At 62.9% G+C, this 12,480-nt stretch carries 10 protein-coding genes; 3 read left to right on the forward strand and 7 right to left on the reverse strand.

Features of this window, described 5'->3' with window-relative positions; genetic code table 11:
- Positions 1-46 precede the first annotated feature (46 nt).
- The 6 genes from KU43P_RS20280 to KU43P_RS20305 form a co-directional block, all read right to left on the reverse strand.
- Entirely contained in the window at positions 47-1,222 is a 1,176-nt protein-coding gene (locus tag KU43P_RS20280; protein ID WP_317659219.1) for a hypothetical protein, read from the reverse strand.
- Entirely contained in the window at positions 1,219-3,708 is a 2,490-nt protein-coding gene (locus KU43P_RS20285; protein ID WP_317659220.1) for a TcfC E-set like domain-containing protein, read from the reverse strand. The genes KU43P_RS20280 and KU43P_RS20285 overlap by 4 nt, the downstream gene beginning before the upstream one ends.
- A gap of 99 nt (positions 3,709-3,807) precedes the next feature.
- A complete protein-coding gene (locus KU43P_RS20290; RefSeq protein WP_317659221.1) occupies positions 3,808-4,284 on the reverse strand; it encodes a CS1 type fimbrial major subunit in 477 nt (158 codons plus the stop codon).
- Positions 4,285-4,576: 292 nt separating this feature from the next.
- Positions 4,577-6,241 carry a cation acetate symporter gene (locus KU43P_RS20295; protein ID WP_317659222.1) on the reverse strand — a complete coding sequence of 555 codons (1,665 nt, stop codon included), beginning with the start codon at positions 6,239-6,241 and terminating at the stop codon, positions 4,577-4,579.
- Complete coding sequence (locus KU43P_RS20300; protein ID WP_176517221.1) at positions 6,238-6,549, reverse strand: DUF485 domain-containing protein; 312 nt, start codon at positions 6,547-6,549, stop codon at positions 6,238-6,240. The genes KU43P_RS20295 and KU43P_RS20300 overlap by 4 nt, the downstream gene beginning before the upstream one ends.
- 222 nt (positions 6,550-6,771) lie before the next feature.
- Complete coding sequence (locus tag KU43P_RS20305; RefSeq protein ID WP_317659223.1) at positions 6,772-7,620, reverse strand: glycine betaine ABC transporter substrate-binding protein; 849 nt, start codon at positions 7,618-7,620, stop codon at positions 6,772-6,774.
- A 209-nt stretch (positions 7,621-7,829) separates the two neighbouring features.
- Here KU43P_RS20305 and KU43P_RS20310 point away from each other — a divergent pair, with 209 nt between their 5' ends.
- Positions 7,830-9,383, forward strand: coding sequence for a beta (1-6) glucans synthase (locus KU43P_RS20310; protein WP_317659224.1), 1,554 nt, complete (start codon positions 7,830-7,832; stop codon positions 9,381-9,383).
- Between the two features lie 393 nt (positions 9,384-9,776).
- Here KU43P_RS20310 and KU43P_RS20315 read toward each other — a convergent pair whose 3' ends face one another.
- Entirely contained in the window at positions 9,777-10,145 is a 369-nt protein-coding gene (locus tag KU43P_RS20315) for a hypothetical protein (RefSeq protein WP_317659225.1), read from the reverse strand.
- 189 nt (positions 10,146-10,334) lie between these two features.
- On the opposite strand from KU43P_RS20315, the gene KU43P_RS20320 reads away from it, so the two are divergent.
- On the forward strand, positions 10,335-11,633 hold the full coding sequence (locus KU43P_RS20320; RefSeq protein ID WP_317659226.1) for a serine/threonine protein kinase: 1,299 nt from the start codon (positions 10,335-10,337) through the stop codon (positions 11,631-11,633).
- Positions 11,634-11,676: 43 nt separating this feature from the next.
- Positions 11,677-12,450, forward strand: coding sequence for a VacJ family lipoprotein (locus KU43P_RS20325; RefSeq protein ID WP_317663874.1), 774 nt, complete (start codon positions 11,677-11,679; stop codon positions 12,448-12,450).
- The last annotated feature ends 30 nt before the right edge of the window (positions 12,451-12,480 follow it).

Raw genomic sequence — 12,480 nt, forward strand, 5'->3', positions numbered from 1 at the left:
TTTCCCTGCGGCTTGAGGAAATTTCCTAAAGACAGCTTTTTGCTTTTTACAACTGCGCCTCGAATACCACGGTCACCAACCCTTCATAGCGGCTACCCGGGTGGGCCAGCATGCTCGGCACATCACTGCCAGCCACCTCGAAATGCAGTTGGCCAGGCTGATTCCATACCGTGCTGATGGGTTCGACCTGAAGCGCTGCGGCCTCGTGGGTGGGGATCGCCACGCGGTTGATGGGTTTGCCGCCATGCTGCATGCCGGCGGGCAACGTCACCGCCACCTGCACCGGCACCATGTGGCCGCTGCTTTCGCGCAATCCACAGATACCGGCCAATTCGTACTGGCAACGTTTGTAGAGTTTGATCGGCCCGGTGCTCCAGATGCGCAGGGGTATGTCACGGAACAGTCGTGGAGGCGTACTCCGCCCGCTCAGCCAGGCCATCCAGCCGCCCGGCGGCTCCAGCACGGCGCGGTCGGAGCCAGGAGGAAACTGCAAATACAAGTCGTGCTGCACATCCAGTTCGAAGTTCACCGTGAGCCGGGTGCCGTTGAGGTTCGAAACCGCGTTGCCGAAATCGAAATCACCACCTGGTCCAATGGTGTAATCCACAGAACCTCGGTAGATGCCCTGGGGCATGCCGATCGGGCGCGGCATGATCAACTCGTAGCCGACGCCGAACTGCGTCACTTGTACGTCGGTGCGCAGGCCAACGTTGGTATTGCTAGCGTCATGGCAAGGTTGTGGGGCCGGTGGATTGAGAATGCCCCAACGGAAACGCACCGCGCTCCTGTTGCTGATCGCCGTGAAAAGCTCGCAGCCACCCCGGCCGTCCCCTTCCACCCTGTTAGGTTGCAGTAGCTTCAGGTGCTGGCTGAGCGAGCGAAACCTGAACGTCAGCTCATAGCTGCGACCGGTTTCACTGATGACTTGCACCCTTCGCTCTGCGGGCATCTGTATGTAGTGCCGATCACGCTGCTCGGACGCCTGGTTGACAATGGTCTTGTCGTAGGTGATGGGCAGGTCGGCGACGAAATTGAAGTTGTTCACCCGACATGACTCTGGCCACACCGCGCAGAATGCTGCCGGCGGGGTAATGTTTTCGAACCTCCCGGAAGCCTCCCCGCGGTAGCGCAAGCGCAGGTCCATCTCCAAGCCCATGCTCGGGTTTGGCACGAAACCGCCCAGCAAGGCGAGCACCAGTGCAAATAGACAAATCCGGCTCAACTCTTGTTCTCCATCGGTACGCCCTCGGCCTGGGCCATGCGCCCTGGCACACACTGCAGATCGCCCGCCAGCAGTACGTCCCCCTCGCGCTCCAGGCGATTGAAGTCCAGCTGCAGCAGGCACAACGACTCGCCGCCCTGGCGTACCTCCAGGGTCGGGGTCGACTCGCTCATTTCCACCGCGAAATGACCGCCCGGTTCACTGACACTGCGGCTGGCATGGTTGACCACCTGCACACCCTGCATCGGCTGCCCCTGGCGGTTCAGCAGGCGTCCAAGCACGGTGACCGTGCGCATCACCCGCAACTTGCGGTAGCCCACACCACCCCGGTTGAGGTGGTAGTCGAAGCTGGTGGGCTGGATCACTGCCGCCTCGTCGTCGCCTTCCAGGTCGAACTGCACATAGCCTGACTTGTAGGCCCCTACCGGAATCACGTTGCGCCCCGGCTGCAAGGAGGCGCTCAGGCCGTGCTGGTCATCGGCGCGCAGTACCAGGCCTTCGATGTCGCTTTCCACATCGACGATCAGCCCGGCGTCGTGGGGCAGGTACTGACCGGTCATGGCCAGCTTGCCCTCGCCCACGGCCACGATGCTCTGCAGGTTCAGGCCGGCACTGACTTCACCGTTGTAGGACGAACTCTGGGCGTAGGCATCGCCATGCAGCACCTGGTTCTGGAACTGGGCATTGCCGCCCAGGCCTGCGCCATAACGGTCGACCGTGGCGGTGGCGCCGAGGCTGCGTACCACGCCGAGATCGACATCGCGCTGGTACGACAGCGACGCGTTGTGGTCACGCCCGCCATCATGCGAAGTGCGGCTGCCGATGCTGGCGGCAATGCGCTCGCCGGGGCCACCGAGGCTCATGCTCACGGCCAGGTTGACGCCACGGCTACGGGCGTCGCCGCTGCTGCGGGTGCCTGGGCGATCGAACAGGGTCAGGCGCCAGTTGGCGTCGGAGCCGAGGAACTTGCCATAGTGCGACCAACCCAGGTCGATGCCCATGCCATCGGCGGCACCGGAGCTGTGGGCCAGGCGGATGGTCGCCGTGCTGCGGTTATCCAGGCGATGGGTGAGCAACAGCGAACTCTGGCTCTGCTCTTCGTAGCGTACGTATTGGCTGTGCGTCGAGCGGCTGGTGGTTTCCAGCCATGCGCGGCTGTGGCTGAGCACCAGTGAACCGAGGTCGTGGCTGTGGATCATCTGCAGGTCATAGCCATTGCCCTGGTCTTCGGTGCGATAGACGTTGCCATAGAGCTTCAGCCGGTCCAGCGCGTCCCAGTCCAGCGAGGTGCCGTACTGCATGGCTTCATCGACCTGCTGCACAGAAAGGCCCAGTACCGCCCGTGGGTGCAGCAGGTAGTTGGCGAGCACCCCGGCACTGAGGCTGTCGTCGTGCTGCTCATCCCAGTTGCTCAGCAGGCTGGTCTGCTGGCCCAGGTACAGGTTGTAGCGCCAGCGGCTGTCGGGGTTGCGCCAACTGCTGGGCTTGTAGACGAATTCGTCGGTGCGTGAGGTTTCCTGGCCGTCTTCGAGCAGGCGCACTTCGACCTGATAGATGCCGCCCGGCAGCACTCGGGTGTCCAGTGCTTGCAGGCCGGGCTGCACCGGCTGACTGTTGATCAGCACGCCGTTGCGGTAGATCTCCACCACGCCGGGGCGGTTGGGGGTGACATAGATCGGTGTGGAACTGGGCTGGCCGTTGTCGATCAGCAGGCTGTCGCTGCTGCCGAACATCAGGCCCAAGGTGGTGTCGGGGCTCTGGCCGAGCAGCCGGGGCTGGCGGGTCAGGCCCTGGGCGCCAGGGGTGAAGTAGCCCAGGCGGTAGAAATGTTCATCGTGCAGGCGCTCGGCATACAGCTGACTGACCCGGTGGCGGGTGTCCTGACCACTGATGCCGCCACGGTCGACCTGGGCATTGGCCAGTGTCGTCCAGTTGTCGAGACTGCCTTGACCCTGCAGCGAATACAGCCCGCTGGTCTCGCGCCCGTCACTGACCAGGTTGAGCTGGTTGCGCAGCAACAGACCGCTGCCGTGTTCGGGCAGCGTGTGAAAACGCGGGGCATCGCCGGCCAGCTCGGCAGCGTGGGTGAGCAGCGATAGCTGCGAGTTGACCAGGCTGTAGTGGATCGCACGCAGGCCGTCCGGGCAGTCCTTCTGGCAGTCACCGAGCGGCCGGCCGCTGGCCAGGCGCTCCTGCCAGCGGCGGCGCAGGCTTTCCGGCTCGCGGCTTTCCAGGTGGTCGGTGAATTCCAGCAACTGCACCCGCTCGTCGCGACTGAGCACGACCATGGCATCGCCCAGGTAGCGGCCATCCAGGTCGACCCGAACCGCCAACGGCACATCGAAGAAGTGCTCCTCGAATTCCCGTGGCAGGCCCTGGGCCTGGCTGACCACGCCCAGGGCGTTGCCTGTGGCAGTTGCAGTGGCTGGAAGCACGGCAAGGCATGCCGTGAGCAGCAAAGTCTTTGTAGTTAAGGAAAAGGCCATGACCCTGTCTGCGAGCAAACGTCGCCCTCACCCCCGGCGCGAACCAGGGGGCGAAGGAGAGCAACAACGGATGAAGGGAAAATGTGCGAGCAGGTCAGATCACGGTGCGGCAGTTTCGAACATCATGCTGACCAGGCCTTGGTAGTTGCCTGGCTGGTAGCCACCGGCCGGTACCTGCGGCGCGACTTCGAAGTCGACGATGGCGCCCGGTGCAGCCTGGGCTTCGGTGAGGATTTCGCTCGCGCTGGTGGTGAGCACGGTGTCGCCGATCTTGACATTCAGATCGATGGCATTCAGGCCGCTGCTGACCACCGCCGGCGACAGCAGATGGGCAGTGATCGGGCCGATGGTGCTCTTGGCCTGCAGTTGTTTGCGAACCGGGGTCAGGGTGCCTTGAAACGAGTTCCAGGCCATGTCTTGCGGGTCGTTCATCCAGTTGCCGCCAACCGGCTCGACGTAGAAGTTGGCAGTGGGCACGGTGGCGGTGATCAGCACCTGTTTCTCGATCGGATCCTCGGCCATGGCCGGGCCCGCAGCCAGAACTGCGAAGGGGAGCGCCAGAAGCAATGCTTTCACGAGTGTATCTCCTTGAAACCTGTAGTTAACATCTTCGAATGATTGCCAATCAGGCAAAGCGCCGTTGACAGGTGGATTATTCGGATTTGTCTGCAGGGGAAATACGGGATCGCTCCGAGCGATCTGTTGAAATTTCCGAAAGCCCAATCGCCGGCAAGCCGGCTCCCACAGAGGTCCCCATTGTTCTCAGGTTCAAGGGCGTACCTGTGGGAGCCGGCTTGCCGGCGATGGGCCCGCGGAAACGACAACGCCCCGACAGGCGGGGCGTTGTGTTCAAGCTACGGATGCAAGGTTAGTGCGAAACCGCCCCGCTGGCACCGAGGCCAGTCTGCGAACGGACGAACTGCGGGTAGAACAGCGCACGCTCGTCATCGGCCGCCTTGGACTTGTCGGTGACCGAGAAGAACCAGATACCGGCGAAGGCAATGATCATCGAGAACAGTGCCGGGTACTCGTACGGGTAGATGGCCTTCTCATGACCCAGGATCTGCACCCAGATGGTCGGGCCGAGGATCATCAGCGTCACCGCACTGATCAGGCCCAACCAGCCGCCAATCATGGCGCCGCGGGTGGTCAGCTTCTTCCAGTACATCGAAAGCAGCAGCACCGGGAAGTTGCAGCTGGCGGCGATGGAGAACGCCAGGCCGACCATGAAGGCGATGTTCTGCTTCTCGAACAGAATACCCAGGCCGATCGCCAGCACGCCCAGAGCGACGGTGGTGATCTTCGATACGCGAATCTCGTCCTTGTCGTTGGCCTTGCCCTTACGCCATACGCTGGCGTACAGGTCATGGGACACCGCCGAGGCACCGGCCAGGGTCAGGCCGGCGACCACCGCCAGGATGGTGGCGAAGGCCACCGCCGAGATGAAGCCGAGGAAGATGCTGCCACCCACAGCATCGGCCAGGTGCACCGCTGCCATGTTGTTGCCGCCCAGCAAGGCGCCGGCGGCATCCTTGAAGTCCGGGTTGGTGCTGACCAGCAGGATCGCGCCGAAGCCGATGATGAAGGTCAGGATGTAGAAGTAGCCGATGAAGCCGGTGGCGTAGAGCACGCTCTTGCGTGCTTCCTTGGCGTCACTGACGGTGAAGAAGCGCATCAGGATGTGCGGCAGGCCAGCGGTACCGAACATCAACGCCAGGCCCAGGGAGAACGCCGAGATCGGGTCCTTGACCAGGCCGCCCGGGCTCATGATCGCCTCGCCCTTGGCGTGTACCTTGATCGCCTCGGAGAACAGGGTGTTGAAGTCGAAGCCCACGTGCTTCATCACCATCAGTGCCATGAAGCTGGCACCGGAGAGCAGCAGCACGGCCTTGATGATCTGCACCCAGGTGGTGGCCAGCATGCCGCCGAACAGCACGTACAGGCACATCAGGATGCCCACCAGGATCACCGCGACGTGGTAGTCCAGGCCGAACAGCAGCTCGATGAGCTTGCCGGCACCGACCATCTGCGCGATCAGGTAGAAGGCCACCACCACCAGCGAGCCGGAGGCCGACAGGGTACGGATTTCCTTTTGCCCGAGGCGGTACGAGGCAACGTCGGCGAAGGTGTACTTGCCCAGGTTGCGCAGGCGTTCGGCGATCAGGAAGAGGATGATCGGCCAGCCGACCAGGAAGCCGATGGAGTAGATCAGGCCATCGTAACCGGAGGTGAACACCAGCGCGGAAATCCCCAGGAAAGACGCTGCCGACATGTAGTCGCCGGCAATCGCCAGGCCGTTCTGGAAACCGGTGATCTTGCCGCCGGCCGCGTAGTAGTCGGCCGCCGACTTGTTGCGCTTGGAGGCCCAGTAGGTGATGCCGAGGGTGAAGGCGACGAAGGCCACGAACATGGCGATCGCGGCGACGTTCAGCGGCTGTTTCTGCACCTCACCGGTGATGGCATCGGCGGCCCACACGGCGGGTGCGAAAACGCCGCAGGCCAGAACGGCCAGGGCTTTGGCGTGGCGAATCATTGTTGCGCCTCCTTCAGGATGGCCTTGTTCAGCTCATCGAACTCGCCGTTGGCGCGGCGCACGTAGATGGCGGTCAGGACGAATGCCGAAACGATCAGGCCGACGCCCAGGGGAATGCCCCAGGTAATCGACGACTCGGGGCTGAGCTTGGCGCCCAGCAGATGAGGACCGTAGGCGATCAGGAGGATGAAGGCGCAGTAGAGGCCGAGCATGATCGCCGAGAGCACCCAGGCGAACCGTTCGCGTTTGCTGACCAGCTCCTTGAAGCGGGGGCTGTTTTGAATCGAGAGGTAAATGCTGTCATTCATTGTTTTTGTCCTAGCAGCACAGATAGGGGATGGAACCCACACCGTCACTTTATGCTGCCGTTGGACGCCAACCAGACGACCTTAGTCTTAGATGCAACACTGTTTTGCAGGATCAGTAACAAAGTAGCGGCCAATGTGGCCTTATCGCCGGCAAGCCGGCTCCCACTCAGGTACTCCACTGAACCTGTGTGGGAGCCGGCTTGCCGGCGATTGGGCTATCAATTACTTGCCGGTCCACTCCTTGACCCGCTCCGGGTGCTTGGCCACCCAGTCTTTCGCCGCTGCTTCAGGCTTGGCCCCATCCTGAATCGCCAGCATCACCTCGCCGATCTCATCCTTGGACTGCCACTGGAACTTCTTCAGGAACTCGGCCACTTCCGGCGCCTTCTTGTCCAGTTCCTTGCTGCCGATGTTGTTGACCGTTTCCGCCGCGCCATACACCCCTTTCGGGTCATCCAGGAACCTGAGTTTCCACTTGGCGAACATCCAGTGCGGCACCCAGCCGGTCACGGCAATCGATTGCTGCTTGGGATAGGCACGCTGCAGTTCTGCCGTCATGCCCGCACCGGAGCTTGCCTGCAACTTGTAGCCGGTCAGGTCGTAATCCTTGATCGCCTGGTCGGTCTTGATCATCACACCCGAGCCTGCATCGATGCCGACGATCTTCTGCTTGAAGCTGTTGTCAGTCTTGAGGTCTTCAATGCTTTTTGCCTTGACGTATTCGGGGACGATCAGGCCAATCTTGGCGTCCTTGAAGTTGGGACCATAGTCGACCACCTTGTCCTTGTTCTTGGCCCAGTACTCACCGTGGGTGACCGGCAGCCACGCCGAAAGCATGGCATCGAGCTTGCCGGTGGCCACGCCCTGCCACATGATCCCTGCGGCAACCGCCTGCAGCTTCACGTCGTAGCCGAGCTTCTGCTTGATCACTTCGGCGGCCACGTTGGTGGTCGCCACACTGTCGGCCCAACCATCCACGTAGCCGATGCTTACCTCTTTAGCCATTGCCTGCGCAGCACTCATGGCCAATACCAGAGCGGTACCCACTCCCAGGAAACGTCGCATCTTCATCAAAGCATCCCCTCGTCAGGTCTTGGAGATTGCATCATGTGCCTGCAACCACTGTCGACCTGCTCCATCTGCGACCTGTACCCGAACCCATTGCGACAGCACTGTGCCATTAGCGGCAATGGCCCCTGCAGTTCTGCGCGATCCTTGCATGCCAAAGGTTTGGCGCCGGGCTACTATCTATCGTTTTGTGCCTGACGACGGACCGCCCGATGCCCAACCCTGCTCGCCTGCTGTTGCCGCTCTACCTGCTCGCCTGCCTGTTAGCCCTGCTTGGGCTCGGCGCGCTCTGGTATGGGCTGGGCAAGCCGCTGCAACTTCCCGATGCCGCCAGCCCCACGCACAAGTTGCAGTGCGCGTCGTACACCCCGTTCGACAAGGACCAGTCACCCTACGACCAGCCCTTCCGCCTGCGCCCGGCCCGCATGGATGCTGACCTGGCACTGCTGGCCGAGCGATTTCAGTGCATCCGCACCTATTCCATGACCGGCCTTGAAGCAATCCCGGCGCTGGCGCGCAAGCACGGCCTGAAGGTGATGCTCGGAGCCTGGGTGAACGCCAACCCGGTCGATACCGACAAGGAAGTGCAGTTGCTGATCGACGCTGCCAACGCCAACCCGGACGTGGTCAGCGCGGTGATCGTCGGCAACGAGGCGTTGCTGCGCAAGGAAGTCACCGGCGAGCGCCTGGCCGCGCTGATCGACCGGGTCAAGCGCCAGGTCAAGGTGCCGGTCACCTACGCCGATGTCTGGGAGTTCTGGCTGCAACATCCGCAGGTGGCGCCAGCGGTGGACTTCCTGACCATTCACCTGCTGCCCTATTGGGAAGACGACCCGCGCGGCATCGAAGATGCCCTGGCCCATGTCGCCGACGTGCACCAGGTGTTCGCCAACCGTTTCGCGCCCAAGGACATCTTCATCGGCGAAACCGGCTGGCCCAGCGAAGGCCGCCAGCGCGAAACCGCCCTGCCCAGCCGGGCCAACGAGGCGCGTTTCGTGCGCGGTTTCGTCGCCATGGCCGAGGCCAATGGCTGGCACTACAACCTGATCGAAGCCTTCGACCAGCCCTGGAAGCGCGCCAACGAAGGCGCGGTGGGCGGTTATTGGGGGCTGTACGATGCCGACCGACAAGACAAGGGCGTGCTCGAAGGCCCGGTGAGCAACCTGCACCTGTGGCCGCAGTGGTTGCTGGCCGGCGTGGTGCTGATGGCGGCCATGCTGGTGTTCGCCGGGCGCCCCGCCACCGCCGCCGGCGCCTTGCTGCTGCCGCTGCTGGTAGCGTTCGGTGCGGGTTGCCTGGGGTTATGGGGCGAGCTGATGCGCACCCATGCGCGGTTTGCCGGGGAATGGCTGTGGGCGGTGTTGCTGGCGGGGCTCAACCTGCTGGTGCTGGCCCACGCGGTGCTGGCACTGGGGCGCAGGGCCGGCTGGCGTGAGCGGGTATTCGCCTGGTTCGAGGCGCGGGCGGGGTGGTTGTTGCTGGCGGCAGGGTTTGCTGCGGCGGTGAGCATGCTGGCGATGGTATTCGACCCGCGGTATCGCAGCTTCCCGACGGCGGCGCTGGCCTTGCCGGCGGTGGTGTACCTGCTGCGACCGGTGGCGGCGGCGCGGGCTGAGGTGGCGTTGCTGGCATTTATCGTCGGGGCTGGGGTAATGCCGCAGCTTTACCGTGAAGGGCTGGGGAACCAGCAAGCTTGGGGCTGGGCGGTGGTTAGTGTGCTGATGACAGCCGCCTTGTGGCGCAGTTTGCGACTGCGCAGGGCTTAACCTCGCAGGCGAGGACTGCGTCCTCGATCGCCGGCAAGCCGGCTCCTACAGGGTATGCGGGGGCGCAGCTTGCGCCTGCGCAGGGCTTGATCTCGCAGGCGAGGACTGCGTCCTCGATCGCCGGCAAGCCGGCTCCAACGGGGTATGCGGGGGCGCAGTTTGCGCCTGCGCAGGGCTTGATCTTGCAGGCGAGGACTGCGTCCTCGATCGCCGGCAAGCCAACTCCTACAGGGTATGCGGGGGCGCAGTTTGCGCCTTCGCAGGGCTTGATCTTACAGGCGAGGACTGCGTCCTCGATCGCCGGCAAGCCGGCTCCTACGGGGTATGAGGGGGCGCAACTCAGATTCCTGTGGGAGCCGGCTTGCCGGCGATTGGGCTGCACAGCAGCCCCTGTCAGCAACCACGCGGTTGCCGCACCAAACGCAACCCCGCCAGCACCACCGCAAATACCGCAATACTGGCGGTATAAAGCACCAGCGCCGGCACGCTGAACACCAGCCCCAGCACCGCGAGCCACCACCCCGCTCGCCCGGCAACCACCTGCGCGACCAAGGCCGACCCCAACCCAGCCCAGGCCAGCACCTGGAAGTGAATGCCCAACCCGAGCACCGAACGCACTTGGCATTGCCAATACTCACCCGGCACCGTACACAGCCCGACCCACCGGGCATCTTCCATCAACCCATAGCGCACGCCATAACTGGCAGCGAGCCAAAGCGCCAGAAACAACAGCAGCAACGCGGCCGGCAGCGAACGAGACATCCAGTTCTCCCATTGCGGTCATCGAAAACAGGCATCATCGCCCAAGGCCTGAAGTAAGGCAAAATCGCCGCCGTGCAGCTATGTTGCAAATAACAAGCACACCAAAGGCCAGCACACCTGGCAACTTTGATGGCACACCCGTGGTCCTAGCCTGCGTATTGCACGACCTTGTTCCTTCTGGGGGATTACATGCTTCGATCTTGGCGCCTTGCCGCCCTTCTTGGCGGCCTGTTAATGGCTGCAACCGCATCGGCGCGGGACATCGATGCCGCAAGCTACGGCTTCCCCTTGACCAACCCGTTCGAGGCGACCATCGCTACCACGCCGCCCGACCAGCGCCCGACGCTGCCCAGCGACGATGAAATCGACCAGTCCGACTACAGCCTCAATCTGCGCCCGGAGCGTGAGTTCACCCTGCCCGACAACTTCTGGTCGGTGAAAAAACTCAAGTACCGCCTGGCCCGCCAGGACCACGAGGCGCCGCTGATCTTCCTCATCGCCGGCACCGGCGCACCCTATTCCAGCAGCATCAACGAATACCTGAAAAAGCTCTTCTACCAGGCCGGCTTCCACGTGGTGCAGCTGTCGTCACCGACCAGCTGGGACTTCATGAGCGCCGCCTCGCGTTTCGCCACCCCAGGGGTGAGCAAGGAAGACGCCGAAGACATGTACCGAGTGATGCAGGCCGTGCGTGCCCAGCACCCGCGCCTGCCGATCAGCGAGTTCTACCTCACCGGCTACAGCCTCGGCGCGCTGGATGCAGCGTTCGTCAGCCACCTGGACGAAACCCGCCGCAGCTTCAACTTCAAGCGTGTGCTGCTGCTCAACCCGCCGGTCAACCTGTACACCTCGATCAACAATCTCGACAAGCTGGTGCAGACCCAGGTCAAGGGCATCGACCGCAGCACCACCTTCTACGAGCTGATGCTCGACAAACTCACCCGCTACTTCCAGGACAAGGGCTACATCGACCTCAACGACGCCCTGCTGTACGACTTCCAGCAGTCGCGCCAGCACTTGTCCAATGAACAGATGGCCATGCTCATCGGCACTTCGTTCCGCTTCTCGGCGGCCGATATCGCCTTCACCTCCGACCTGATCAACCGACGCGGCCTGATCATTCCGCCGAAGTTTCCGATCACCGAAGGCAGTAGCCTGACACCGTTCTTCAAGCGTGCCCTGCAGTGCGACTTCGACTGCTACATGACCGAGCAAGTGATCCCGATGTGGCGCGCGCGCACCGACGGCAACAGCATCCTGCAACTGGTCAACCAGGTGAGCCTCTACGCGCTGGAAGACTACCTGCGCAACAGCCCGAAGATCGCGGTGATGCACAACGCCGATGACGTCATCCTCGGCCCCGGCGATATCGGCTTCCTGCGCAAGGTGTTCGGCGATCGCCTGACCCTCTACCCCCATGGCGGCCATTGCGGCAACCTCAACTATCGCGTCAACAGCGACGCCATGCTGGAGTTCTTCCGTGGTTAACAAATACTTCCTCGCCACCGCCCTGCTGGTTGCCGGCAATGCCATGGCCGCGGAAACCGCGCCACGCGCCAGTGTGATCGAAGCCGACCCACAAGTGACCGCGCAGCCCCTGGCACCGGAGGCCGATGGCTTCATCGACCCGCTGCGCGAACTGAAATTCAACCCCGGGCTCGACCAGCGCGAGTTCGAGCGCTCGACCCTGGAAGCCTTGAACGTGTATGACCCACTGGAGTCGATGAACCGGCGGATCTACCATTTCAACTACCGCCTCGACCAGTGGGTGCTGCTGCCGCTGGTAAGTGGCTATCAGTACGTCACCCCAAGCTTCGTGCGCACAGGCGTGAGCAACTTCTTCAACAACCTGGGCGACGTGCCGAACCTGTTCAACAGCGTGCTTCAGCTCAAGGCCAAGCGCTCGGCGGAAATCACCGCACGGCTGATGTTCAACACCATCATCGGTGTGGGCGGCTTGTGGGATCCGGCGACCAAGATGGGCCTGCCGCGCCAGAGCGAAGACTTTGGCCAGACGCTTGGCTTCTATGGCGTGCCGGAAGGGCCATACATCATGCTGCCGGTGTTGGGGCCGTCGAACCTGCGCGACACCACCGGGGTGGTGGTGGATTATGCCGGGGAGCAGGCGGTCAACTTCCTCAACGTGGCAGAGGTCAGTACCGATCACCCCGAGATCTTCCTGCTGCGGGCGGTGGACAAGCGCTATACCACCAAATTCCGCTATGGCCAGCTCAACTCGCCGTTCGAGTATGAGAAGGTGCGGTATGTGTATACCCAGGCGCGCAAGTTGCAGATTGCGGAGTGATGGCTGGCGGCCCTATCGCCGGCAAGCCGG

The sequence above is a fragment of the Pseudomonas sp. KU43P genome, assembly GCF_033095865.1.
Lineage (GTDB): Bacteria > Pseudomonadota > Gammaproteobacteria > Pseudomonadales > Pseudomonadaceae > Aquipseudomonas.

What these genes read in the sequence shown, in the direction of transcription:
- KU43P_RS20285 (WP_317659220.1), bottom strand. Translation starts at nt 3,708, where the DNA reads ATGGCCTTTTCCTTAACTACAAAGACTTTGCTGCTCACGGCATGCCTT.
- KU43P_RS20295 (WP_317659222.1), bottom strand. Translation starts at nt 6,241, where the DNA reads ATGATTCGCCACGCCAAAGCCCTGGCCGTTCTGGCCTGCGGCGTTTTC.
- KU43P_RS20300 (WP_176517221.1), bottom strand. Translation starts at nt 6,549, where the DNA reads ATGAATGACAGCATTTACCTCTCGATTCAAAACAGCCCCCGCTTCAAG.
- KU43P_RS20305 (WP_317659223.1), bottom strand. Translation starts at nt 7,620, where the DNA reads ATGAAGATGCGACGTTTCCTGGGAGTGGGTACCGCTCTGGTATTGGCC.
- KU43P_RS20310 (WP_317659224.1), top strand. Translation starts at nt 7,830, where the DNA reads ATGCCCAACCCTGCTCGCCTGCTGTTGCCGCTCTACCTGCTCGCCTGC.
- KU43P_RS20315 (WP_317659225.1), bottom strand. Translation starts at nt 10,145, where the DNA reads ATGTCTCGTTCGCTGCCGGCCGCGTTGCTGCTGTTGTTTCTGGCGCTT.
- KU43P_RS20320 (WP_317659226.1), top strand. Translation starts at nt 10,335, where the DNA reads ATGCTTCGATCTTGGCGCCTTGCCGCCCTTCTTGGCGGCCTGTTAATG.
- KU43P_RS20325 (WP_317663874.1), top strand. Translation starts at nt 11,677, where the DNA reads ATGGCCGCGGAAACCGCGCCACGCGCCAGTGTGATCGAAGCCGACCCA.